25 protein-coding genes are annotated in these 22,677 nt (G+C 65.0%); 13 read left to right on the forward strand and 12 right to left on the reverse strand.

The features are described 5' to 3' along the window. Window positions 1–146 precede the first annotated feature (146 nt). A complete protein-coding gene (locus KUW17_RS13165) occupies window positions 147–491 on the forward strand; it encodes a YbaB/EbfC family nucleoid-associated protein (RefSeq protein WP_222479849.1) in 345 nt (114 codons plus the stop codon). Between the two features lie 61 nt (window positions 492–552). Here KUW17_RS13165 and KUW17_RS13170 read toward each other — a convergent pair whose 3' ends face one another. Continuing rightward, complete coding sequence (locus tag KUW17_RS13170; RefSeq protein WP_222479851.1) at window positions 553–1,056, reverse strand: GNAT family N-acetyltransferase; 504 nt, start codon at window positions 1,054–1,056, stop codon at window positions 553–555. A gap of 136 nt (window positions 1,057–1,192) precedes the next feature. Here KUW17_RS13170 and recR point away from each other — a divergent pair, with 136 nt between their 5' ends. Then, window positions 1,193–1,792 carry a recombination mediator RecR gene (recR, locus tag KUW17_RS13175; RefSeq protein WP_222480502.1) on the forward strand — a complete coding sequence of 200 codons (600 nt, stop codon included), beginning with the start codon at window positions 1,193–1,195 and terminating at the stop codon, window positions 1,790–1,792. A 37-nt stretch (window positions 1,793–1,829) separates the two neighbouring features. On the opposite strand, the gene ltaE is transcribed toward recR, so the two are convergent. Both ltaE and KUW17_RS13185 read right to left on the reverse strand, forming a co-directional pair. Beyond that, window positions 1,830–2,879, reverse strand: a complete 1,050-nt coding sequence (gene ltaE, locus KUW17_RS13180) for a low-specificity L-threonine aldolase (RefSeq protein ID WP_222479853.1) — start codon at window positions 2,877–2,879, stop codon at window positions 1,830–1,832. Continuing rightward, on the reverse strand, window positions 2,876–3,553 hold the full coding sequence (locus KUW17_RS13185; RefSeq protein ID WP_222479854.1) for a hypothetical protein: 678 nt from the start codon (window positions 3,551–3,553) through the stop codon (window positions 2,876–2,878). Before KUW17_RS13185 ends, ltaE begins: the two co-directional genes overlap by 4 nt. 138 nt (window positions 3,554–3,691) lie before the next feature. Between KUW17_RS13185 and KUW17_RS13190 the strand changes: the two genes are divergently transcribed. Next, on the forward strand, window positions 3,692–4,579 hold the full coding sequence (locus KUW17_RS13190; RefSeq protein ID WP_222479855.1) for a LysR substrate-binding domain-containing protein: 888 nt from the start codon (window positions 3,692–3,694) through the stop codon (window positions 4,577–4,579). Window positions 4,580–4,603: 24 nt separating this feature from the next. Here KUW17_RS13190 and KUW17_RS13195 read toward each other — a convergent pair whose 3' ends face one another. Both KUW17_RS13195 and KUW17_RS13200 read right to left on the reverse strand, forming a co-directional pair. Next, window positions 4,604–6,751 (reverse strand): ATP-binding protein, encoded by a 2,148-nt coding sequence (locus KUW17_RS13195; RefSeq protein ID WP_222479857.1) that lies wholly within the window; start codon window positions 6,749–6,751, stop codon window positions 4,604–4,606. Window positions 6,752–7,063: 312 nt separating this feature from the next. Next, window positions 7,064–7,831 carry a DUF1013 domain-containing protein gene (locus tag KUW17_RS13200; RefSeq protein ID WP_222479860.1) on the reverse strand — a complete coding sequence of 256 codons (768 nt, stop codon included), beginning with the start codon at window positions 7,829–7,831 and terminating at the stop codon, window positions 7,064–7,066. A gap of 146 nt (window positions 7,832–7,977) precedes the next feature. Here KUW17_RS13200 and KUW17_RS13205 point away from each other — a divergent pair, with 146 nt between their 5' ends. From KUW17_RS13205 to KUW17_RS13215, 3 genes are all read left to right on the forward strand, one after another. After that, window positions 7,978–8,622, forward strand: a complete 645-nt coding sequence (locus KUW17_RS13205; RefSeq protein ID WP_222479862.1) for a ribonuclease T2 — start codon at window positions 7,978–7,980, stop codon at window positions 8,620–8,622. Window positions 8,623–8,696: 74 nt separating this feature from the next. Next, window positions 8,697–9,233, forward strand: a complete 537-nt coding sequence (locus tag KUW17_RS13210; RefSeq protein WP_222479864.1) for a hypothetical protein — start codon at window positions 8,697–8,699, stop codon at window positions 9,231–9,233. A gap of 287 nt (window positions 9,234–9,520) precedes the next feature. Further along, a complete protein-coding gene (locus KUW17_RS13215; protein WP_222479866.1) occupies window positions 9,521–10,378 on the forward strand; it encodes a DUF2189 domain-containing protein in 858 nt (285 codons plus the stop codon). 72 nt (window positions 10,379–10,450) lie between these two features. Here KUW17_RS13215 and KUW17_RS13220 read toward each other — a convergent pair whose 3' ends face one another. The 3 genes from KUW17_RS13220 to KUW17_RS13230 all read right to left on the reverse strand — a co-directional run bounded on the left by KUW17_RS13220 (window position 10,451) and on the right by KUW17_RS13230 (window position 13,242). Then, the gene (locus KUW17_RS13220) at window positions 10,451–11,434 is read right to left on the reverse strand and encodes an NAD(P)H-quinone oxidoreductase (RefSeq protein WP_222479868.1); all 984 of its coding nucleotides are present in this window, start codon (window positions 11,432–11,434) and stop codon (window positions 10,451–10,453) included. 138 nt (window positions 11,435–11,572) lie between these two features. Then, window positions 11,573–12,388: a methyltransferase domain-containing protein gene (locus KUW17_RS13225; protein WP_222479870.1), complete on the reverse strand. Its 816-nt coding sequence runs from the start codon at window positions 12,386–12,388 to the stop codon at window positions 11,573–11,575. A 152-nt stretch (window positions 12,389–12,540) separates the two neighbouring features. Further along, a complete protein-coding gene (locus tag KUW17_RS13230) occupies window positions 12,541–13,242 on the reverse strand; it encodes a COQ9 family protein (RefSeq protein ID WP_222479872.1) in 702 nt (233 codons plus the stop codon). 119 nt (window positions 13,243–13,361) lie between these two features. Here KUW17_RS13230 and rpsU point away from each other — a divergent pair, with 119 nt between their 5' ends. Then, entirely contained in the window at window positions 13,362–13,568 is a 207-nt protein-coding gene (gene rpsU / locus KUW17_RS13235) for a 30S ribosomal protein S21 (RefSeq protein ID WP_005614280.1), read from the forward strand. Window positions 13,569–14,280: 712 nt separating this feature from the next. Continuing rightward, window positions 14,281–15,312: a CAP domain-containing protein gene (locus KUW17_RS13240; protein WP_222479874.1), complete on the forward strand. Its 1,032-nt coding sequence runs from the start codon at window positions 14,281–14,283 to the stop codon at window positions 15,310–15,312. Between the two features lie 68 nt (window positions 15,313–15,380). Here the strand turns inward: KUW17_RS13240 and ppk2 are convergent, their stop codons facing one another. Then, on the reverse strand, window positions 15,381–16,298 hold the full coding sequence (gene ppk2 / locus KUW17_RS13245) for a polyphosphate kinase 2 (protein WP_222479876.1): 918 nt from the start codon (window positions 16,296–16,298) through the stop codon (window positions 15,381–15,383). Between the two features lie 243 nt (window positions 16,299–16,541). Between ppk2 and KUW17_RS13250 the strand changes: the two genes are divergently transcribed. After that, the gene (locus KUW17_RS13250) at window positions 16,542–17,381 is read left to right on the forward strand and encodes a CPBP family intramembrane glutamic endopeptidase (RefSeq protein ID WP_222479878.1); all 840 of its coding nucleotides are present in this window, start codon (window positions 16,542–16,544) and stop codon (window positions 17,379–17,381) included. A 69-nt stretch (window positions 17,382–17,450) separates the two neighbouring features. Here the strand turns inward: KUW17_RS13250 and KUW17_RS13255 are convergent, their stop codons facing one another. Continuing rightward, on the reverse strand, window positions 17,451–17,909 hold the full coding sequence (locus KUW17_RS13255; RefSeq protein ID WP_222479880.1) for an Lrp/AsnC family transcriptional regulator: 459 nt from the start codon (window positions 17,907–17,909) through the stop codon (window positions 17,451–17,453). Between the two features lie 138 nt (window positions 17,910–18,047). Between KUW17_RS13255 and ald the strand changes: the two genes are divergently transcribed. Beyond that, window positions 18,048–19,166, forward strand: a complete 1,119-nt coding sequence (gene ald / locus KUW17_RS13260; RefSeq protein ID WP_222479882.1) for an alanine dehydrogenase — start codon at window positions 18,048–18,050, stop codon at window positions 19,164–19,166. Window positions 19,167–19,263: 97 nt separating this feature from the next. On the opposite strand, the gene KUW17_RS13265 is transcribed toward ald, so the two are convergent. Together KUW17_RS13265 and KUW17_RS13270 are read right to left on the reverse strand one after the other, a co-directional pair. After that, complete coding sequence (locus KUW17_RS13265) at window positions 19,264–19,413, reverse strand: hypothetical protein (protein ID WP_222479884.1); 150 nt, start codon at window positions 19,411–19,413, stop codon at window positions 19,264–19,266. Between the two features lie 38 nt (window positions 19,414–19,451). Further along, window positions 19,452–19,706: a YdcH family protein gene (locus KUW17_RS13270; protein ID WP_222479886.1), complete on the reverse strand. Its 255-nt coding sequence runs from the start codon at window positions 19,704–19,706 to the stop codon at window positions 19,452–19,454. Window positions 19,707–19,834: 128 nt separating this feature from the next. Between KUW17_RS13270 and KUW17_RS13275 the strand changes: the two genes are divergently transcribed. The 3 genes from KUW17_RS13275 (at window position 19,835) to KUW17_RS13285 (ending at window position 22,649) form a co-directional block, all read left to right on the forward strand. After that, on the forward strand, window positions 19,835–20,782 hold the full coding sequence (locus KUW17_RS13275; RefSeq protein WP_261397200.1) for a hydrogen peroxide-inducible genes activator: 948 nt from the start codon (window positions 19,835–19,837) through the stop codon (window positions 20,780–20,782). A gap of 183 nt (window positions 20,783–20,965) precedes the next feature. Further along, a complete protein-coding gene (locus KUW17_RS13280; RefSeq protein ID WP_222479888.1) occupies window positions 20,966–21,562 on the forward strand; it encodes a LysE family translocator in 597 nt (198 codons plus the stop codon). 175 nt (window positions 21,563–21,737) lie between these two features. Next, the gene (locus KUW17_RS13285; RefSeq protein ID WP_261397201.1) at window positions 21,738–22,649 is read left to right on the forward strand and encodes a hypothetical protein; all 912 of its coding nucleotides are present in this window, start codon (window positions 21,738–21,740) and stop codon (window positions 22,647–22,649) included. Window positions 22,650–22,677 lie beyond the last annotated feature (28 nt).

Genomic DNA, 22,677 nt, shown 5'->3' on the forward strand with positions numbered 1-22,677 from the left:
TTTGATGGGGGGCGGGTCGGGCGCTGCCCGGCCTATCGGACGGGCGAAAGAGCGCTAAACCGCTCCACGAAGACAATCCTGCCCCTTGTTTCGCGGTCCCGCGGCCCGTATCTGTGCCCCAAACTCGGAATCTCAGGAGAAACCACATGCTCAAAGGCCTCGGCGGTCTTGGCGACATGGCCAAGATGATGAAATCGGCACAGGAACTGCAAACCAAGATGGCGCAGATGCAGGAAGACCTGCACAACGTCATGGTGACCGGCGAGGCCGGCGCGGGCCTGGTCAAGGCAACCGCGTCCGCCAAGGGCGACCTCAAGGCGCTGGACATCGACCCGTCGATCTTCAACGGCGACGACAAGGAAGTGGTCGAGGACTTGATCCTGGCCGCAATCAAGGACGCCCAGGCCAAGGCGGCGGAAAAGGCGCAGGAAGAAATGGCCAAGCTGACCGAAAGCATGGGCCTGCCCAAGGACATCAAGCTGCCGTTCTGAGCTGCACGAAATTCCCCTGCAAAAGGCGGCCCGTCAGGAGCCGCCTTTTCTTTTGCCCGCCTCAGCCCGTCTCCAGCCGGAACTTCAAAAAGCGCTGCCCTTCGTATTGCACCTCCCCGGTCTGCACCGCCCCAAGCCGCATCAGCGGCCGCAGATGCTGCCGTGTCGGCGGCAGCAGGAAGGTGACATAGGGGATACGCGCGTCCGTGCGGGCAAATTCCAGCGCCTTGCGGGCGATGGCGGGGCCAAGGCCGAAGCAGTCCGGGCGCAGCACCAGCCCGAAATCCCACTCATCCCCCTCTTTCTGGAAGCCGCCCCAGCCAAGGTAAGCATCACCGCGCAAGAAAGCCCAATGGCCCAGCCCGTCGCGCTGCCAGCAGGCCTCCTTGGCCGCAACAAACTCCCTGGCGGCAGCCTCATCCCACTGCCCTGTCAGCAAGGGCATATGCTCCGCCATACGCGGGTCTGACATGTGGCGGGCAATTTCCTGCGGCGTAACCTCCGTCAGCCGGCCAAAACGCAACTGGGGAGAAATTCCTGCTTCCCGCGCTATCTCGCCGCCCATCCCGAACCCTCCGCATTTTCAGGCAAGGCATACCCCCGGGGCGCCAGAAAAACAAACCCCGAACATTTTACCGCGCGGCCCTTGCGCTCCGCGGCCCCGGGTGGCCTATATGGCAAGGAACCTTAAGGCCCGCGGCATGATCAAGAACTCCACCACCAACATCGAAGACCTGATTGCCCTGATGGCCAAGCTGCCGGGGCTGGGGCCGCGCTCGGCCCGGCGCGCGGTGCTGCACCTGATCCGCAAGCGGGCGCTGCTGCTGACGCCCTTGGCCGACGTGATGAGCGAGGTGGCCGCGACCGCCCGCGAGTGCCTCAACTGCGGCAATGTCGGAACCAGCGAGATCTGCCCGATCTGCACCGACGAGGTGCGCGGCAACGGCGAGCTGTGCGTGGTCGAGGATGTGGCTGACCTCTGGGCGATGGAACGCTCGGGCGTGTTCAAGGGCCGCTACCATGTGCTCGGCGGCACGCTCTCGGCGCTGGATGCAGTGGGGCCGGAGGATCTGCGCATCCCGCGGCTGATCGACCGGGTGGCGACCGAGGGCGTCCGCGAGGTGATCCTGGCCCTCAATGCCACCATCGACGGCCAGACCACCGCCCACTACATCGCCGACCAGCTGCAAGGGCAGGTGAAACTGACCTCCCTCGCCCAGGGCGTGCCGATCGGCGGCGAGCTGGATTACCTGGACGACGGCACCATTTCCGCAGCACTCAACGCACGCAAGGAAATCTGACGGCGCGGCCCTAGTGTCGCAGCGGTTCCTGCGTTCTTCAGGCGTAAAAGCTTTTCAGCCCCAGTACCACCCGCGCCAGCGCAGCATCCTCCACACCCTTGTGCAGCACCATGCGGATGGCGCCGGAGCTGCTGCCGCCGATTGCCACGCCCTCTGCCGCCAGATGCGCCCGCAGATCATCATTGCGCCCGTCAGCGGGCGTGAAGAACACCATATTGGTGGCCTGCACGACCTCGCCCGCGCCCAAGCCCCGCAACACATCAGCCAATTCCACCGCACGCGCGTGATCCTCTGCCAGCCGCCCCGCGTTGTGCTCCAGCGCATAAAGCCCGGCGGCAGCCAGCACCCCCGCCTGCCGCATGCCGCCGCCCAGCATCTTGCGCCAGCGCCGCGCCTTGGCAATCAGATCCGCAGGCCCGGCCAGAACCGAACCCGCAGGCGTGCCCAGCCCCTTGGACAGGCAGACCGAGACCGTATCGGCCAGCCCGGCCAGATCTGTTTCCGAACACCCCAGCGCGGTGACCGCATTGAAGAACCGCGCCCCGTCCAGATGCACGGACAGCCCTGCGGCCCGCCCGGCCTCTGCCGCCGCGGCCATATCCGCCAGCGGCACAGCGAGCCCGTTATGGGTGTTTTCCAGCGACAGCAGGCGGCTGATCGGCAAGTGCGGGTCATCCTCTTTCACCGCAGCCCGGATCTCTGCCGGGTCCAGCGCCCCGTCCGCGCGCACCGGCACCGGGCACAGCGCAATGCCGCCCAGCACCGACGCTCCCGCGGCCTCATAGGCGTAAACGTGATAACCGCGGCCGCAGATCACCTCCTCGCCGCGCTGGCAATGCGCCAGCAGGGCGGTGAAATTGCTCATCGTGCCTGTGGGGAGGAAAAGGCAGGCCTCCTTGCCCAGACGCTCGGCCAGCACAGCCTCCAGCCGGTTGACCGAAGGGTCCTCGCCAAAGACGTCATCGCCCAGCTCTGCTGCAGCCATCGCCTGCAGCATGCCCGCATCGGGCCGCGTCACCGTATCGCTGCGCAGATCGCAAAGGGGTCCATCGCCCCCTGCGCCCGCCAGCCCTGTGTATTGGCTCATTCCGTCACCTGCTCATAAGCCAGCGCCGCCACGATGTGGACGCGGCGGGTTTCGCCTCCGTTCAATGCGGTGTGGTAGCCGCGGGTGTCAGTGAAATAGACCGAGCCGTCCGCTGGCAAGTGGGTGACATGATGATTGACGATAAACAGGGAACCGGGGTTGGTGACCACCGGGATATGCAGCCGCGGCTCCGGGTCGCGGTGCCAGGAGTTGCAGTTATAAAGGCCCTTGGACAGCACCCGCGTGCGCCCGATCGGAAAGCGTTTCGCCAACTCGGCATGCACATGCTCGAAATAGGTGCCCGCAAACTTCGGATTGAACTCGCAGAACTCCACCTCCGGCACCAGATCCTCGCGCGGCTCCTCGACATAGCGGTCGTCGGCGCGCAGCCAGTAGCGGCCCGACAGGTCGTTGGCGGTCCACTCGGTCTGCCCCGGGCGCTGGGTCAGCGGCAGCGCGGCAAATCCCTGGTCCTGCATGCCGCCCATGAACTCCTCGCGGCGCAGGCACTCCGCCAGCGCCTCCTGCAGCAGCCGGACGTCAAACTTCAGCTCCAGCCGCTGGATGCCCGGTCCGGGCACAAACTCCGCCACTGAGGCGGAATCTGGCATGGTTTGCATGGCCTGGGCCACGGACCCGGCATCGGCGTCGTTGATCTGCGGAACAAATGTCATGCCGCGCGCTCCCAAATTTTCGTGCTGATCGTGAGTGGTGATGCATTCGGCGCCATGGTCGCAGGCCATTTTCCCAAAATAAAGCCAGGCTTTCGCAATGCATGTTGCAAAAATTGCAACACCTGGCAGGGTATCCACATGCGCCGCAAGATCCCGCCCATCTCCGCCCTCCTGTGTTTCGAGGCCGCCGCCCGCTCCGGCAGCTTTGCCGCAGGCGCCCGTGCGATGAACCTGTCGCAAAGCGCCTTCAGCCGCCAGATCCAGGGGCTGGAGGCGCAGACCGGCCAGACCCTGTTCAAGCGCGAACGCCAGCGGGTGCAGCTGACAGGCGCAGGCGGGATGCTGCTGCAGGAGCTTGCGCCGCAGTTGGAGGCGCTGGAGGCCACGTTTTACCGGCTGCGCACCCGCGACAATCCTTACGGCGCGCTCAACATCGGCACCTATCCGACCCTGGGCAGCCGCTGGCTGATGCCGCAACTGGCGCGGCTGGCGCAGGACCAGCCGCGGCTGACGGTGAACACCATCACCTATCTGGACAATGCGCAGGTTGATGCCAGCCTGGTGGATCTGGCCATCGTGCAGGGCGATCCGCCCTGGCCCGGCTTCCGCGCCGACCTCTTGATGCCGGAAACCCTGGTGGCGGTGGCGGCGCCCGGCCTGCTGGAAGCCCCGCTGCAGGACGCCGCCCGGCTGCTGGAGCATCCGGCGCTGCAGCACACCACCCGCCCGCTCAGCTGGCAGATCTGGTTCGAGGATCAGGAACAGGCGCTGCCCGCCCGCCCCACCGGGCCGCTGTTCAGCCAGTTCGAGATGCTGATCGACGCGGTGAAATACGGCCACGGGGTCGCCATCCTGCCGGAACTGCTGGTCAAGCGCGAACTGGCGGATGGCACGCTGGCCCTGGCCCACCCGCACCGCTGCACCCCCGCCAGCGCCTATTACCTGCTGACCCCGCAGGCCAAGGCAGGCACCAGCCGGATCGAGCGGGTCCGGGCCTGGCTGCTGGAACAGGCGCCCGCCGGATAGGCGCCGCCGCCCGGCGGCAGGCCGCTAGCGGAAAAGCGCCTTGTAGAGTTTTTCGCGGGTGAAGGGCTTGTCCAGCACCTGCACGCCCTCCAACTCCGGGAAACCGGCCTCCGCGGCGCTGAAGGCAAAGCCGCTCATCATCACCGCGTTCAGGCCGGGCTGCATATCCAGGAGCCGCGCCAGCGTCTCCCAGCCGCCGCGGCCCGGCATGCTCATGTCGATCACTGCGCCGTCAAACGGCCCCTGCGCCTGCAGCAGCGCCAGCGCCGCGTCATAGCCGTCCGCCTGCGCCACTTCGCAGCCGCGCAGCTGCAGCAGGCCAGCGACGGCCCGGCGCACGGTGTCCTCATCATCGACCACCAGGATCCGCCGCCGCTGCTCCCGGCGCGGCGCCGCCGCCGCAGCCGCTGCCCGGGGGGCAGGCGCCGCCGCAGCAGTGCAGGCCGGAAAGTAGAAACGGAAGGTGCTGCCGCCGCCTTCGCGGCTGTCTACCGCCAGCCCGCCGCGGTGACGGCTGATGATCCCCAGCGCCACCGCCAGCCCCAGGCCGCGGCCGCCGGGCTTGGTGGTGAAGAAGGGGTCGAACATGCGGGCCAGGGTGTCGCGGCCCATGCCGTGGCCGGTGTCGCGCACCTCCAGCAGCAGGCAGGGGCCTGGGGCCATTCTGCGCCCCTTCAACAGGCGGCGGCGTTCCGCTGCGGACAGGCTGATGCGCCGGGTGGCGACCGTGACAGTGCCCGCGCCCGGGCCGATCGCCTCCACCGCATTCAGCACCGCCTGCATCAGCAGCCGGCCCGCCTGCGCCGGATCCATCTGCGCCGTCAGTTCCCCCTCCGCCAGGTCCAGCACCACCGCCTTGCCCAGCCGGCACTCCACCGGCACCAGCGCCAGCGCATCGCGCACGATGCAGTTCAGGTCGCATGTCTCCGGCTGCGGATTGCCGCCGCCCCTGGCATAGCCCAGCAGCTGCCGCATCAGCCGGGCCGAGGCCTGCAGCCCCTCCTCCACCGCCGCGACATGGGCCTGCGCCGGATGCGCCGCCCCCAGATGCGCCAGCGCCAGCTCGCTGCGGCCCTGCATCGAGGCCAGCAGATTATTGAACTCATGCGCAATGGTGCCCGCCAGCAGCCCCAGGCTTTCGCTCTTGTGCCGCAGCAGCAGCGCTTGCTCTGCCTGGCGCCGCCGCCGCTCCGCCCGGCGGCGGCACAGCTCCAGCGCAATCCGCGCGGCAAACACTTCCACCAGGCTGTTTTCACTTGGCTCCAGGCGGATTTCCCGGCTGTGCAGCAGCGCAAAATGGCCAATCATCTGCCCCTCGGCATCCCGCAGCGGCACCCCGAGGTAGGACTGCAGGCCCTGCTCGCGGAACTGCGCCTGCGCCGGGAACGCCTGCTGCAGCCCCTCCGGCACCAGGAACCGCTCGCCCTCCTTCAGAAAGGCGCAAGGGCGGCCCGCGTAACCCACAAGGCTGTCCTCCATCGCCGCCTCCGCTTGCCCGTCCGTGCAGCAGGCCAGCACCTGGAATCGGTCCGCGCTGTGCGCGGTGTTTTCGGCGATGAAGGCCGTGCGCACACCCAGTGCGCCCTGCAGCTGCGCCGCCAGCTGGCGGAAGGCCGCGCGCGGCGATGTGCTGCCCGGCCCCCTGGCCAGCGCCGCCAGCGCGGCCCGCGTCTGCAGCCCGGCAATTTCCGCCCCCAGCCGCGGGGCGAACTGCTGCATCAGGGCGGTGATCTCCGCCGCCCGCCCGGTGCCGATTTCGCGGCGCCAGGCCGCCTGCACCAGGCCGGCAGTGCGGCCCGCAGCGTTCTTCAGGGCCAGTCCGGCAAAGGCCTGAATGCCTTCCTCGGCAAACATCCCGTTTTCGGGATAGCGCTCCTGCACCTGCCGCAGGAATACCTGCGGGCCACCGCTCTGCACCACATCGTGGCACGGCGTCGCGCGCATGTCGTATTCGAAGTCCCCCAGCTGCAGCCCGTCGAACCAGCTGGCGAGCACCCGGATGCTGCCGCCCCCGCCGGGCTGAAGCTCGCCCACAGTGACAAGATCGGCGCCGAAGCCCCGTGCCAGCTGATCCACAAATGCCTGACAGAATTGCCGGCCGTTCAAGGCTGCTAGCTCTCCCAGATCCAAGCGGCCGCTTTCGCCAAGCGCCGCCGCCCCCGATGCGTCCATAACCAATACTCCTGCCATCCCTGCGCGGACCGGCTTCCCAGGCAGGACCGCTGGCAATACTCAGTAACTTTTGCGTCCCCGTCGCAGCGCGGCCCAGCCCCTTCTGGCAGGGGGCGCTTTCCGCGTGCTCGAACCTGCGGGCAGCCAGGAACACGGCTGCACCGCAACATCATGCTGCGCGAATAACCGGCGCGCAGTCAACATCTTGTAAGGTTGGGACTCAATTCTAACAGAAAAAGCCGCAAATCCGGAGCATCGGATTTGCGGCTTTTTAATGATTTAGCGCTTGCCGGCCCGGCCGGCAGGCCCGGATCAGTACCGGTTGTCCTCTTCGTCCTCGTCGTCATCGCTGCCGGCAGGAAGGTTGAAGAAGCTGTCGGCATCCAGGATGTCGTCTTCCTTCTTCTCGTCTTCCGCGCTGGAGCCGCCGCCCAGGGTGAAGGTTTCCAGGCCTTCGATGGCGGTCGGGATCTTCGGCTCGGCTTCCATCTCCAGCGACTGCTCGGTGGAGACCAGCTTGCGGCGCTCGTCGTCGCTCATCACGCCGCCTTCGGCTGCTTTCTTGGCTGCCGCCTTCTGGACTGCCGCATCCAGCTCGGACTGTTTGCACAAGCCCAGCGCCACCGGGTCGATCGGCTGCATGTTGGCGATGTTCCAGTGGGTGCGCTCGCGGATCGACTGGATGGTCGGCTTGGTGGTGCCCACCAGCTTGGCGATCTGGCCGTCCGACAGTTCCGGGTGGAATTTAACCAGCCACAGAATCGAGTTGGGGCGGTCCTGGCGCTTGGACAGCGGGGTGTAGCGCGGGCCGCGGCGCTTTTCCTCGCCGGCCGCGGCCGGGTTGAACTTGAGCTTCAGCTTGTGCAGCGGATTGGCCTGCGCCTTGTCGATCTCGTCCTGGGTGAGCTGGTTGTTGGCCACCGGGTCAAAGCCCTTGACGCCCACCGCCACTTCGCCGTCGGCAATGCCCTGGATCTCCAGCTCGTGCATGCCCACGAAATCGGCGATCTGCTTGAAGCTGATCGTGGTATTGTCCACCAGCCACACGGCGGTTGCCTTGGCCATCAACGGTTTTGCCATGTGCTCATCTCCTTAAAACACCTCTGGTCCCCGGATACATCTCTCCCGCCGCCTGAAATGGCGCCCCCGGCGATCCGGGGCAGGTTTCCGTTGTCGGGGAACTTCCGACCTATATAGTCGGCTTCATTGCATAAGGAAAGAGGCCAATGCGCAAGTTATTGCTGGGGTTTGCCGCCGTTCTGGCCGGTTGGGCCGCGTTTGCCGCAGCGGACGGCGAACAGGCCGGCGACTTCGACTATTACGTGCTGTCGCTCAGCTGGTCGCCGAACTGGTGCGCGCAGGAGGGCGACGCCCGGGGCGCCGACCAGTGCGATGCCCGCCATGACCATGGCTGGACGCTGCACGGGCTTTGGCCGCAGTACCACCGCGGCTGGCCCAGCTACTGCCGCAGCGCCGAGGCGCCGCCGAGCCGCGCCATGAGCCGCGGGATGGCAGACATCATGGGCAGCCCAGGCCTCGCCTGGCACCAGTGGAAGAAACACGGCACCTGCTCCGGCCTCAGCGCGCAGGCCTATTACACCCTGATGCGCGAGGCTTATGGCCGCGTCACCCGCCCCGCGGTGTTCCGCAAGCTGGACAAACCTGTCACCCTGCCCGCGGCGGTGGTAGAGGCGGCCTTTCTCGAGGACAACCCGGCACTCACGCCCGACAGCCTCACCATCACCTGCCGGAAGGGCGCCATCCAGGAGGCGCGCATCTGCCTGTCCAAAGCGCTGGAGCCGGTGCCCTGCGGCCGGGACGCGATCAGGGACTGCACGCTGAAGAACGCGCACTTTGCGCCAATCCGCTGAGCCTGCAGGACGCCCCTGCGGCCCAAATGACATTCCAGCGCAAATTTGATAAGGTATGCGCAGGAGAAACTAAGATGAGGGTTCTCGTTTCCCTTCTGTTGTCAGTTGCTGCGGCTCCATCTTCTGCGCAGGACGGCCTGATCGCAGGCCGCATTGCCTGTCTTGCAGATGGCAGCCACTATGTCGCCTCGGACGGGTCCCAATCCGGCATGGAGAACGGGTACAGCAGCAGTTTTCCAGCTGAGGCTTCCTTGATCTTTGAATACGTGCTTGATCACTCCGGCCGCCTGGAGGTCTTCTTCCGGGAGGAAAACCGCGAGTCTGTCTATTTCGAGGATCCTTTTCTGGCTCAGGGTTTCAAAGGCTTCTCGCCCTTCACAGACGTGGCGGAGTTCAGGTCAAACTACCGCGAGTTTTCCTTTGCCCGCCATCACATCAACTACAGCGGCAACGACCAGCTATTCCTGAAAAAATGCTCTGGAACCGATTGGCGCGGCCACTATGTCCAGACGTTTGTCGGGGGCCGCCACACACAGGTCACGAACCTGCTTTGCCAAACGGAAGTGGACGCCGTTGATGAGGTTCTCGCCCGCCTGAGAGGGATGAACTAGGCCGGAAACCTCCGCCCGGCCGGAAACCTCCGGCCTTTCCACGCAGTTGATGCGCATGCCCGAAACAGCCCGCATTTCCACACGCCTGACCCCATGCGCAAACTTCCCTGCCATCTCCGCTTTCCGGCCCCGCCAGCGGCCGTTGCAAAGCGCCCTCTCCGGTTTCACGGCGGTAAATGGCCTGTGAAGCGGACTTTGCCGCGTTTCGTGCTACAATAAGTCCACGTGCCGCGCCCGGCCCTGCCTGAACGGCACTTCCGTTTTGGTCAGCGAGAAGGAGGAAGCGCATGGCAAAAACAATCGGTAACCCGCTCAGCTGGCTTCTGCAGGGTGCAGAGACCACCGGGCATCATATCAGCGAAACCGTGGGCGAAATGGGCAGCGACGGCGTTAAGTCGATGCCCAAGGCGCGCAAGCTGACCATGGACGACATCATCCACTCGCTGGCCGCAGGGCTGGAGGATTTTGCCGCCTGCCGCAGCGACGCCATGTTCCTGGTGCTGTTTTACCCGATCATCGGCATTGCCCTGATCGTGATGAGTCTGTCGATGAACCTCCTGCCCCTGATCGTGCCGATGATCATGGGCTTTGCAATTCTGGGGCCGGTGGCCGCGGTCGGGCTTTACGAGATGTCGTCGCGCCGCGAAGCCGGTTTCGAACCGCGCTGGATGGACGCCTTTGGCGTCATCCGCTCACCTGCATTCGGCGCCATTCTGGTGCTCGGCCTGTATCTGGCGGCGCTGTTCATCATCTGGCTGGTGGCAGCCGACATGATCTACAGCCGCACCCTGGGGCCGGAGCCGCCGGAATCGATCGCCAGCTTCGCCGCCGCTGTTCTAACCACCCGCGAGGGCTGGATCATGGCCATCGCCGGCAGCGCAGTCGGCGCGGTCTTTGCCTTTGCCGCTCTGGCGATGAGCCTGGTGTCCTTCCCGCTGCTGATGGACCGCCATGTGGGCCTGCCGGTGGCGGTGGCAACCTCGATCAAGGTGCTGCGCAAGAACCCGTTGGTCTGCATGACCTGGGGCGTGATTGTCGGTGCCTCGATAGCCGTCGGATCGATCCCCTTCTTGGCCGGGCTGATCATCGTCGTTCCGGTGCTGGGGCACGCGACCTGGCACCTGTACCGGCGCGCAGTGGATTAAAGCCGCCGCAGCCCAGCACGAAAAAAGGGCCGGCACCAAGGCCGGCCCTCTTCAGAACGCCATCCCTGAAGATCAGCCGACCTTCAGAACGATCTTGCCGATATGGCCGGAGCTTTCCATCCGGGCGTGGGCCGCTGCCGCTTCCTCCAGCGCGAACTCGCTGTCCATTACCGGCGCCACCTTGCCCGCCTCGATCAGCGGCCAGACCGCCTCGCGCAGGTCCTGAGCGATCTGCGCCTTGGCCAGATCGCTTTGCGGACGCAGGGTGGAACCGGTCAGGGTCAGCCGCTTGACCATCATCAGGGCAAAGTTCAGCTCCACCTTCGGCCCCTGCAGAAAGGCGATCTGCACCAGCCGCCCGTCTTCGGCCATCGCCTTGACGTTGCGCGGGATGTAGTCGCCGCCAACCATGTCCAGCACCAGATCGGCGCCGCCCTCGTCCCGCAGCACTTTGACGAAATCCTCGTCGCGGTAGTTGATCGCCCGCTCCGCGCCCAGATCCAGGCAGGCCTGGCATTTCTCATCCGACCCCGCGGTGGCAAACACCCGCGCACCGAACGCCCTGGCCAGCTGGATCGCGGTGGTGCCGATGCCGGACGAGCCGCCATGCACCAGGAACCGCTCCCCGGCTTTCAGCCCGCCGCGGTTGAAAACGTTGGACCAGACGGTAAAGAAGGTTTCCGGCAGGCAGGCCGCCTGTTTCAGGTCCAGCCCTGCAGGCACCGGCAGGCAATGCGCCGCGGGTGTTGCCACGTACTCCGCATAGCCGCCGCCGGGCAGCAGCGCGCAGACCTGATCGCCCGCCGCGATGCCGCTGACGCCTGCGCCCACCGCCACAACCTCGCCCGAGGCCTCCAGCCCCGGCAGGTCGCTGGCGCCCTTGGGCGGATCATAAGCACCTGCGCGCTGCAGCGCATCGGGGCGGTTCACACCGGCATAGGCCACCTTGATCACCACCTCGCCATGGCCCGCCTGCGGCACCGGGCGCTCACACAGCTGCAGCACCTCCGGCCCGCCGGGTTTGGTGATCTCCACCGCGCGCATCATCTCTGTCATCGGCTGATTTCCTCCTGATCCTTGCCTCTTGCCTAGCATCAGCCCCGATGCTCGCAAACAGCAAAGGCGCCGCAGTTGGGGCGCTTTGCGGACAGCCCGGTCCGGGGACCCTGTATCAGCAGGACGGTTTCCCCGTTGTCAGGGCTTGCGCAGGATATAGGACACGAAGTTGCAGGATCCGAAAAAGGTTCCCGCCTCAGAGGCAGCGTGATGCGTCTCCGACCACCGCCGTGCGTCCTCTTCGCCAATGTGCCCCGCCGCCACCATCGAGGGCCTGTAGCTGTCCAGCATGCTCTCGAAAAACTCCGCCTTGCCTGCCTCGGCGAGAATCTCAGGCAGAAAACCCACCAGTTCCAGTCCCGCCACGGGGACCAGTTCGGGGAACTGGCGCATCGCACGCGGGTGGGCAACAACTGTCTTCAACAGAGCCTGCAGCGCTGCATCGTTCAAGTCCGGATCGCCGGCGCCGAATGTGATTGATGCGTAGTCGCCATCAAAGACCACGACATGGCCTCCGGGCGCGGTCACGCGGGCGGCCTCCTTCAAGACCTGGGCAGGGCTGGTGACGTGGCTGAGTAGTGTATGCATCACGACGAGGTCATACTGGTTCTGGTTTTCCCTGGTGCCGTGACTGTCGGCAACTTCGAACGAGATCCGGCCGCCGAGGCCTTCTGCGGCTGCCAGGCGGCGGGCCACCTCGATAAGCCCGGCGGAGAAGTCGGTCCCTGTCAGACTTGCCTCGTCAGTAAGTCTTTCGGCCAAGGCCCGCGTGACTACGCCGGTTCCGCACCCCATGTCGAGCACTTCACGGCACTGCTCCAGCGGCAAGGAGTCAAAGTACCGTTCGCGCATGGCGACAAACGCCGGATAGGTTCCCCGGTACTCAAGACGGTCAACGACCATCTGCAGTTTTTCACTGTCGAGCTGATCGAGCGACTGAAATATATCCGCCATGGGTCTTCCTTTCCGATTGGAATGCCAAGCAAAGGGAGCTTGGCACCAATTCTGGAATGACAGCGGCAATCTGTCCACAGCAGCACCCGCGGGCCGGTGAAGCAAGTTTTGCATCCAGCGGCAGGCGGCAAGTCCGCCCGGCTGATACGGTCTTACCGCCGCGGGTTCAGCGACCCCGGCAGATCATCGCGCGCCTTCGGCGGCTTGATCTGCTCCGCCAGCCAGTTCGGCCCGGCCAGCAGGGGTTTCAGCAGCGGGTTCTTCTGCAGCCCGGCTTTGAGCTTCTCGAAATCCATCACATTGTCGATGCGCCGGTCGAGGAAATCCCAGGTCGCCTGGTGGTCCAGGCTGTCATCGCCCAGCCAGTAGAGCACGGTGGCGGAATAGACACCGGCCAGCGAGGCGCGCTTGGTGTACCAGTTCAGATCATCCGAGCCGTCCCCCAGCGCCTCCCAGATCAGATCGCAGGTGTTCCAGATCGCCTTGACGCCGTCGCCTGCGTATTGCGGCAGGGTCAAAAGCGTGGTGCCGCGGCGCACCGCTTCCTTGTCATCGACCGCCTCCAGCCGGAAGCGCACCGCTGCCGCCACCTTGTCGCGGAACCTGAGCCCCGACAGGTCCTCGCTCTCCAGCCGCTCCAGCATCCGCGAATCGCCGCGCGCGTGATAGGCCAGCGCCAGATCGACGCCGCCGCGCGGGCACACCGCATGGGCCAGCACCTCCGGCACGCCGACATCGTGGCAGGCGGCGCGGAAGGTCACCTCTGACCAGCCGTCAAACGGCACATGCATCAATGCCGCATCCAGCAGCTTTTCCTTGATGTCATCCTGTGCGTGATCGTGGTCTTCACTCATCTCAGCCTCCCGCTGGCAGCGTCCTGACACTCTACTAGACAAAATATACGCGCTTTGCTATACGGCCACTTCCTGCAATTTCCTTGCAACTCAAAACTTAGAAAGGTGGTGAATACCACATGCAGGTTAGTGTTCGCGACAACAACGTCGATCAGGCGCTCCGTGCCCTGAAGAAAAAGCTGCAGCGTGAAGGCGTCTTCCGCGAAATGAAGCTCAAGCAACATTTCGAAAAGCCGTCCGAGAAAAAAGCGCGCGAGAAAGCTGAAGCGATCCGCCGTGCCCGTAAACTGGCACGCAAGAAAGCCCAGCGCGAAGGTCTGCTGTAAGCACACCTGGCTCTCCAGCTTTGGACAGCACTAAGGCAGGTCTTCCCGATCCGCCGGAACATACGTTCAGACGACCCCCGCGGCCCCGCCCGGGGGTTTGTCATTTTCGGCACCCCGTTCGGCTGGCTTCGAACCCTGCCCTGGCCTGGCGGGTTGCACCCAAAGGCGCACAGGCAACGATAGCGAATTAATTCGAATTACATCTTTAGGGTGTATTTCATGCCGCCCCTCTGCTATAAAGTGAGCACGGCTGGGCAGGCCGGTTGCGTTTCCCTAACCCTTGCCCCGCCGGCCGGGCTTGGAACACCCGGTTTCCTGAAACCCTGGGCAGGCGGCGCTTCCCCCCGATTACCGGCGCTGGTCTTGGTCCCTGCAAACAAGGCTCGCCTCCCGGGTTTCCCTTTCTTCCGGACGCCGCCACCCCCCGGCGGCGTCCGGGCGCTTTTCCCAACTGCCGGCCCCGCCAGCCTGCCGCCCGCGCCGCTGCCGAATCTCTCACCATTCGGCTGCCGATCCTTGCGGCGGGCCTCCGCCCGGCCCGCCATGACCCCGGCCCCAGGCCGCCAGACAGCTGCAACGCGCAGGAATCCGCGTACCCATCCCTGCACTTCGGGCAGAGCTTTGCCGTAAATCCGCCTTTTCCCGGCCCTGCGCTTCCGGCCCCGCCAGTTTCCGGTAACCGGACTGCGCAACACTCACGGAGCAGTAAACGATGTCACAGGCAAGCGATCTCGAGCGGCAAATGCTCGAGCTGATCAACGCAGAGCGCACCTCGCGCGGGCTGAACCCGGTTCAGCTGGAGCTGCGGCTGAACGATTCCTCCGAAGATCACAGCGAATGGATGCTGCAGCAGGATGTGTTTTCCCACACCGGCGCAGGCGGCTCCAGCGCAGGCGACCGCATGGAAGACGCAGGCTTTGTCTTTTCCGGCAGCTGGACCTGGGCCGAAAACATTGCCTGGCAAAGCGAGCGCGGCGCGCCCGGCCTGGCCGATGATGTCATCGACCTGCACAATTCGCTGATGAACAGCCCCGGCCACCGCGCCAACATCCTGAACGCCAATGTCGAGGTGATCGGCATCGGCATCGAACAGGGCAACTTCAACGGCTGGGACGCGGTGATGGTGACCCAGAACTTCGCCAGGACCAGCGCCCCCTTGCAGCTCGACACCGGCGGTTCGGGCGGCGGCTCAGGCAGCGGCGCCACCGCCGGCGATGACAGCCTGACCCTCAGCAGCGCAGGCAGCCTGGACGGTCTGGCCGGCAACGACACCCTGACCGGCAGCAGCGGCGGCGACAGCCTCAGCGGCAATGACGGCCGCGACAAACTGCTGGGCAAGGCCGGCAGTGACGGGCTGAACGGCGGTTCGGGCAACGACATCCTGCGCGGCAACGGCGGCGCGGACGACCTGAACGGCGGCAGCGGCAATGACAAGCTGTTTGGCGGCTATGGTAAAGACACTTTGGACGGCGGCAGCGGCAACGACAGGCTGACCGGCAAGAACGGCGGTGATATCTTCGTCTTCAGCAGCGGCAGCGATACCGTCACCGACTTCAACCCGAATGCCAGCGGCGAGTTCATCGATCTGGGCGCGGCCACAGGCATCAGCAGCTACAGCGACCTGATGAGCAACCATACCCGCCAGACCGTTGACGGGGTGCTGATCACCGACGGCGACGGCGACAGCATGCTGCTGGCAGGCATCACCGAGCAGCAGCTTCAGTCAGGCGATTTCCTGTTCTGACATCCCCACCGGGCAAACAGCAAAGGGGGCGCGCCGCGGCGCGCCCCTTTCAGCTTTTGCATCAGCCCTCAGTAAATCTTCGGCACATACAGCTCATCCGGCAGAACCTGGCGTTCATAGTCCGGATTGTACTTGCGGTCCGGCAAATCCACCTTCTCGCCTGGCACCTCTTCATAGGGGATCTTGGTCAGCAGGTGCTCGATGCAGTTCAGCCGCTCGCGCTTCTTGTCGTTGCCCTCGACGATGTACCACGGCGCCTCGGGGATGTTGGTGCGCTTGAACATCTCCTCCTTGGCCTTGGTGTACTGTTCCCAGCGGATCCGGCTTTCCAGGTCCATCGGCGACAGCTTCCACTGCTTCATCGGGTCGTGGATGCGCATCATGAACCGCAACTGCTGTTCCTCGTCGGTGATCGAGAACCAGTATTTCAGCAGGATGATGCCCGACCGCACCAGCATCCGCTCGAATTCCGGAACGTCCTGAAAGAACTGTTCCACCTGGTCGTCGCTGGCAAAACCCATCACCCGCTCGACGCCGGCGCGGTTGTACCAGGAACGGTCGAACAGCACGATCTCGCCGCCTGCCGGCAGATGCGGCACATAGCGCTGGAAGAACCACTGGCTCTGCTCGCGGCGGTTCGGCGCCGGCAGCGCCACCACCCGCGCCACCCGCGGGTCCAGCCGCTGGGTGATCCGCTTGATCACCCCGCCCTTGCCCGCCGCATCGCGGCCCTCGAACAGGATACAGACCTTGGCGCCGGTGTGCTGCACCCAGTCCTGCACCTTGATCAGCTCCGCCTGCAGCCGCAAAAGGTTGCGGAAATAGACCTGCCGGTCGAGCATCTCCGGGTGCTGCTCGCGGTAGATCTTGCGGATCTCCTGGCTCAGCATCGGCTCGGAAAACTCGATCTCGATGTCTTCGTCCAGCGTGTCCTGCAGTTCCGCTTCCAGCCAGTCCAGAGAGGCGGTCTCATATTCGCGGGTCACAGACGGGTTCCTTCCTTGTCAGGTGGTGCAAACGCCGCCTTCTAGCAGCGTCATATGACGGAGTGATGTCACGCGGGGGGCCGGGCGGCTGGCGGTTGCATCCGCACCGCCGGCCCGTGATGACCTCGCGGCAGCATCCTTCTCCAAGGCAAGCGGAATTCCCGGCCGGGTTCAAGCGCAAAAGCCGCGGGCCGCCTGCACAACCCGCTGGAAACCAGGCGGATGAGCGGATTATGTGCAGCCATGAGCTTTGTTCTGACCTCCCTGCCCCAGACCTGGCCCTGGCTGATCCTGATGGCGGCGCTTACTGCGGGCTGGGCCGGGCGGCGCGGGCTGGCCTTTGCCCTGCTTGCGGTCTTTGCCGGGGCCGCGGTTGCGCTCGGGCATCTGACGCCGCTGGCGCTGATGGCCCTGGCCACGGGCCTGCTGTTTGCCGCCTTCCTCCCCCGCACCCGCGGGCCCGCCGGGCTGATCGGCCACGCCGTGCTGGTGCTGTGGTCGCTGGCGCTTGGCGCGCATCTGCTGCCGGGGGTGCAGAACCTGTCTGTCCTCGACCAGGTCCGGGCCACTCCCGCCAGCGCCCCCTACTCGCTGCATCTGAACCTGGATAAGCCGCTAGTGTTTTTCGCACTGCTGCTGGCCTGGCCCGCCCTGCTGCAGCGCAATGATCCGACGGGGCGCCCCGTCTTGGCCGCTGGCCTGCTGCTGCTCGCCGCGTTGCTGCCGCTGGCCCTGCTGACGGGCGCGCTGCGACTGGACCCCGGCCTGCCCGAGTGGACCCTCCTGTGGATGGCCTCAAACCTGCTGCTCACCTGCCTGGCAGAGGAAGCCTTCTTCCGCGGCTACCTGCAGCAGGGCCTTTGCCGCCGCTTCGGGCCTGCCGCGGGCATCGCCGCCGCCAGCCTGCTGTTCGGCCTCGCCCATCTTGGCGCGGGGCCTGCGGTGGCCGCATTCGCAACGTTACTGGGGCTCGCCTGCGGGCTGGGCTACTGGGGCGCGGGCCGGTTCTGGGTGCCGGTGATGATGCATTTCGCGTTCAACCTCACCCACCTCCTGCTGTTCACCTACCCCGGCCCGGCCTGACACCCGGCACCGCCTGGTGCACGGGTGGTGCACAGGGGGTGCACGCGTGCCACCACCCGAAATCCCGCCTCAGACCGGCAGCGCCGTGGTCTTGAACACCGTCCGCAGGGCAAAGCTCGACTGCATCTGCGCCACCCCCGGCAGCCGCGCCAGATGCTGGCGGTGGATGCGGGCGAAATCCTCGGTGTTCTCCGCCACCACCTTGAGGATATAGTCCGCGGTTCCCGCCATCAGGTGGCACTCCAGCACGTCCGGGATCCGCGCCACCGCCTTCTCGAAGGCGTCCAGCACCTCATCCGCCTGGCCCTGCAGGGTGATCTCGACAAACACCGTCGACGGCACGTTCATCTTGCGCGCATCCAGAAGCGCAACATAGTCGCGGATATAGCCCTCCGCCTCCAGCCGCTGCACCCTGCGGTGGCAGGCCGAGGCCGACAGGTTCACCCGCTCCGACAGGTCCGCGTTGGAGATGCGCCCCTGCTTTTGAAGCACCGAGAGAATGCGACGATCTGTTTCGTCCAGCGACATTTTGCGAAGATCCTTGCTGTGTTTCGCCATATTACGCGAAGATTCTTCGAAACGCATGTTTTTATTCTGCCCAAATAAGCAGCACATTTTGCGCTGCCTGCGGCAATATGACCGCAGAGAGTTTGAGGAGATACTCACATGAAAATCGGCTGCCCCACCGAAATCAAACCGCAGGAATTCCGCGTCGGCATGACCCCGGACGCGGCCCGCGAGGCCGTCCTGCGCGGCCACGAGGTCGTCATCCAGCAAGGCGCGGGCCTCGGCGCCGGCTTCACCGACGAGGATTATGTCTCCGCCGGTGCCGCGATCCTGGACACCGCCGAGGAAATCTTTGCCACCGCCGATATGATCGTCAAGGTGAAGGAACCGCAGGCGGTTGAACGCAAGATGCTGCGCGAAGGCCAGCTGCTGTTCACCTACCTGCACCTGGCACCCGATCCGGCACAGACCCACGACCTGCTGGAAAGCGGCTGCACCGCCATCGCCTATGAAACCGTTACCGACGACCGCGGCGGCCTGCCGCTGCTGGCGCCGATGTCGGAAGTGGCCGGCCGCCTGGCACCGCAGGTTGGCTCCTACACCTTGCAGAAGGCCAACGGCGGCCGCGGCGTGCTGATGGGCGGCGTCCCCGGCGTGGCCCCGGCCAAGGTGGTGGTGATCGGCGGCGGTGTCGTCGGCACCCATGCAGCCAAAATCGCAGCCGGCATGGGCGCGGATGTCACCATCCTCGACCGTTCGCTGACCCGCCTGAAATACCTGGACGACGTTTTCGGCCGCACCTTCAAGAACCAGTACTCCACCGCCGGCGCCACCGCCGAACTGGTGCGCGACGCCGACATGGTGATCGGCGCGGTTCTGGTCCCCGGTGCGGCAGCCCCGAAACTGGTGTCCCGCGCACAGCTGTCCGAAATGAAGCCGGGCGCGGTGCTGGTGGACGTTGCGATCGACCAGGGCGGCTGCTTCGAGACCTCCAAGGCAACCACCCACGCCGACCCGATCTATGAGGTCGACGGCATCATGCACTACTGCGTGGCCAACATGCCGGGCGCTGTGGCACGCACCTCGACCCAGGCTCTGGGCAACGCCACCCTGCCCTTCATGCTGAACCTGGCCAACAAGGGCTGGCGCCAGGCCTGCGCGGATGACCGCCACCTGCTGAACGGCCTGAACGTGCACGCCGGCAAGCTGACCTACGCCGCCGTCGGCGAGGCCCTGGGCCTCGACGTGCTGGCACCGGAGCAGGCGCTCAAGCAGTAAAACTGCTGCCTTCCGGAAACACTGAAGCCCCGCCTTTCGGCGGGGCTTCTTCTTTTCTGGTTCCCCTGCTGGACTTTGCGGCCTTGCTTTGCGGTCCTTAGGTCCGGCTGGACCCGATTTCGGCAACCAGAACCGTCCGGCGGCGCCCTTGGGCACAAACATGCGGGCTGCCTCCGTCCGGGCCGTCATCATCCTCCTCGTCATCGAGAATGGCCGCACGCATGTCGTCAAGGTCAGCGCTGTGCATGAATCGCCTTCCCGGATGCCGCAGATCAGAATGCAAGATCATGCGGGCTCTCCTGAAACGGAGCGCTGCGGTGACAGACGAGCCAGCCCGTGTTTCTGCAGCAACGCCATGCAGCGCGCCATCTCATCCTTGAGCTGCAGACGCCGCAGTTTCAGCCCGCGCAGGATCAGGCTGCACGGTGCAGGCCGCTTCAGCTCCGCCGCGATTTTCGCCTTTACGTCCTGATGCTTCAATCGCAGCTGCGCCAGCCGCACTTGCAGAGAGAACGTCTTGACCCGGGGACTGTCTTTCATGAGTTGCCTCCTTTTCTGATTCCTTGGCCTGTCTGCATCCTCGATGCATCCTTGGCCCGCTTTTCAGATAGGCAGGCATTGTCCTCCGAAGAAGCCAATCTTATTCTAAAGAAAGATAGGTTTTTCCTATGCAGCGACACAGAGAGGATCCTTTGGCCGCCGTAACCTTGCGCCAGCTCCGCTACTTCAGCGTGCTCAGCAAATCACTGCAGTACCGCAATGCTGCCCGCCAGCTTGGCATCAGCCAGCCCTCTCTCAGCCTGCAGATAAACGCGCTGGAAGAGGCCCTTGGCACCCGCCTGGCAGAAAGACGGCGCAGCGGCCTGATCCTGACACCCGAAGGCCGGGAGGTTGCAGCGCAGGCCGAAAAGATCCTGCAGGATGTCGAAAAGCTCCAGCGGATCAGCGGCCCGTCTGAAAACAGCCTCACAGGCACCCTGCGCCTCGGCTCTTCCCCGACGATCGGCCCGTACCTGCTGCCCCGAGTCCTCAGGCAGCTGCACACGGCATATCCGGACCTGAAACTTGTCATTCGGGACGGAACGCCGCGCGACATGATCGAGGACCTGCTGGCCGGCAAACATGACCTTGTTCTGACCCAGCTGCCCATCGCCCGGGACGACATTTGCCACAAGTTTCTGTTCCGGGAGCCGCTGCACCTTGCAGTGCCCCGGGAACACGCTCTGGCAGGCCGGGACCATGTCAAGAAGACGGATTTGGCTGGCGAAAACCTGATTAGCCTGAATTCGTCCTACATGCTCAGCCGTCAGGTTTCCGAGCTTTGTGCTGCCTCCGGGGCCCGCCTGCGCGACGATTTCGAGGGCACCAGCCTGGATGCGCTGCGCCAGATGGTATCGCTTGGAATGGGCATGACACTGCTGCCCGCGCTCTACGCCGGCTCCGAGGTCAAACCCGGGGAGGGCGACGTCGCCATCACGCAGATGAAACCCGGGCTGTACCGGCAGGCCGGTCTGGCCTGGCGGCAGTCGAGCGGCACGCCGGCAAGCTTCCTCAAACTGGCGGAATTCATTCGCGGCGTGGTTGCAAATGAGTTTGCCGGAAAGGTTTATCTGTAGCCGCGGCCGATGTGCCTAAGACTGGCAAAGAGACCGCCGGCCTTGCACAAGCGGATAGTAGAAAGAACAACAGAGCCCCGCCGCACCGGCGTGCGCTTAATGACTACCTGCCTTTGCGCAAGAACCGGATCGACCCGGCCGGCAGAAAAGCCATTTCTGGAACCGCACCAAGAGGTTTTCCAGATGCTCCAGACAACCGCTGCCCTGATCCTGTTCCTGTTCCCGCTCGCCTACAGCCCCGGCCCCGGCAACCTGTTCTTTGCAGCCAATGCCGCGCGCTTCGGATTCGCTGCAACAGTGCCCGCCAATGCGGGATACCACCTGGCGACCTGGATTGTGACGGCAGCAATCGGCTGTGGCTTCGTCACTGCGCTGGACCGGGCGCCGCAGCTCTTTGCTGTGCTGAAGACGGCAGGCTCCCTCTATATTCTGTGGCTGGCCTGGAAGCTGCTGCGGGCCGGGGTGCTGAAGAACGCGCAGGCGCCGCAGCCGGCCAGCTTTGCCAGCGGGGCCGCACTGCTGGTGCTGAACCCCAAGGCGTATGTGATCATCGCCCTGATGTTCTCGCAGTTTCTGGAACCGGATGCACCGGGAACCGCGGCGCCTGTGCTGTGGATCACCACCGTGTTCACCCTCAACAACCTGCTGGCCTTCACGGTCTGGGCCCTGGCGGGCGGCAGCCTTGCAAAACTGTTCCGGACCTCCGGCGGCGCCCGCAGTCTGAACGTCCTGTTCGGCGCCATTCTGGCCGGGGTTGCGGTTTGGATGCTGCTGTCCTGAGGCCGGAAGGCGGGGCACCCTCTGTTCACCCAGCAGCAACAATCGGCAGGGTTTGTTCCCGGCCAAGCGGTTTTTGGATCGCCCCAATTTTGTTAAAAATAAGGCAATTTTTTGAAATGCGGCATGCCCGGACAGCACCGGCCGGCAGAGCAAGGCCGTTCAGCTTTTTCCGGTCATGACTGAAAGCACACCGATGCCCGATAGCTCCAAAGTCTTTACCTACGAGGTGGACGGCCTTGCCTACACCGTCACCGTTTATGAGGAAAACGGCGCGTTTTACGCCGATATCACTGTCGATGAAGGCGCCATGGACGTGAACGCCATCTATTTCGGCGACGATGAATTCTCCGGCTCCAGCGACTCCTTAAAAGGGCCGCTGAAGATGAACGGCGCCAGCCTTGATGGCGAGAAGGTTCAGTGGGACGAGGCCACAGCGCTCAGCGATCCCGGCCTTGGCCCGGAGGGCGAGGACAAGGAAACCTATCTGCAGACCGGCGACACGCTGACCGTCTCCCTGGACATCGGCAGCCTGGACGAGATCGACATTTTCGGCATCCGCGCCACCTCCACCAGCACCGACGCGGGCTCCATCAAGGGTGTCAGCGACGACCCCGAGGAACCGGAAGAGCCGGAGGACCCGGAAGAGCCCACCTTTGAAAAGGTCTTCTTCGGCGAGGTGTTCACGGCGTCCGGCGACCCGCAGGGCGGCACCTACATTCTGGACGAAGAGCCCGACCCAAACCCCTATGGCAACCTGGCCCTGCCCGAAGGCACCGAGCCGGTGTTCGAGAACTACCTCAGCTTTTTCCTGTCCGATGAGGTCGGCGGCGATCTGGCCGCGGTGCAGGGCGTGGTCTTCTATGGCACCGGCGAGGACGGCAATCCGGAAGAGCTGTTCCGCATCGAGGCGCCGGATGGCGGCTTCCAGGACGCTGATGAGCTGCTGGCGGCCTATGACGATGCGCTCGAAGGGACTGAGGACCTCTCCGGCCAGGACCTGATGGCGGCGCTGAGCCTGGACGACTATGCAGAGCCGGAACCGGCCGGCGAGGAAGAGCTGGACGCGCAAGAGTTCGACCTCGCCTGACCTGCAGGCGGGCGCCCGGCCACCCTGC

The sequence above is a fragment of the Leisingera aquaemixtae genome, assembly GCF_019801145.1.
Taxonomy (GTDB): Bacteria; Pseudomonadota; Alphaproteobacteria; order Rhodobacterales; family Rhodobacteraceae; genus Leisingera; species Leisingera aquaemixtae_A.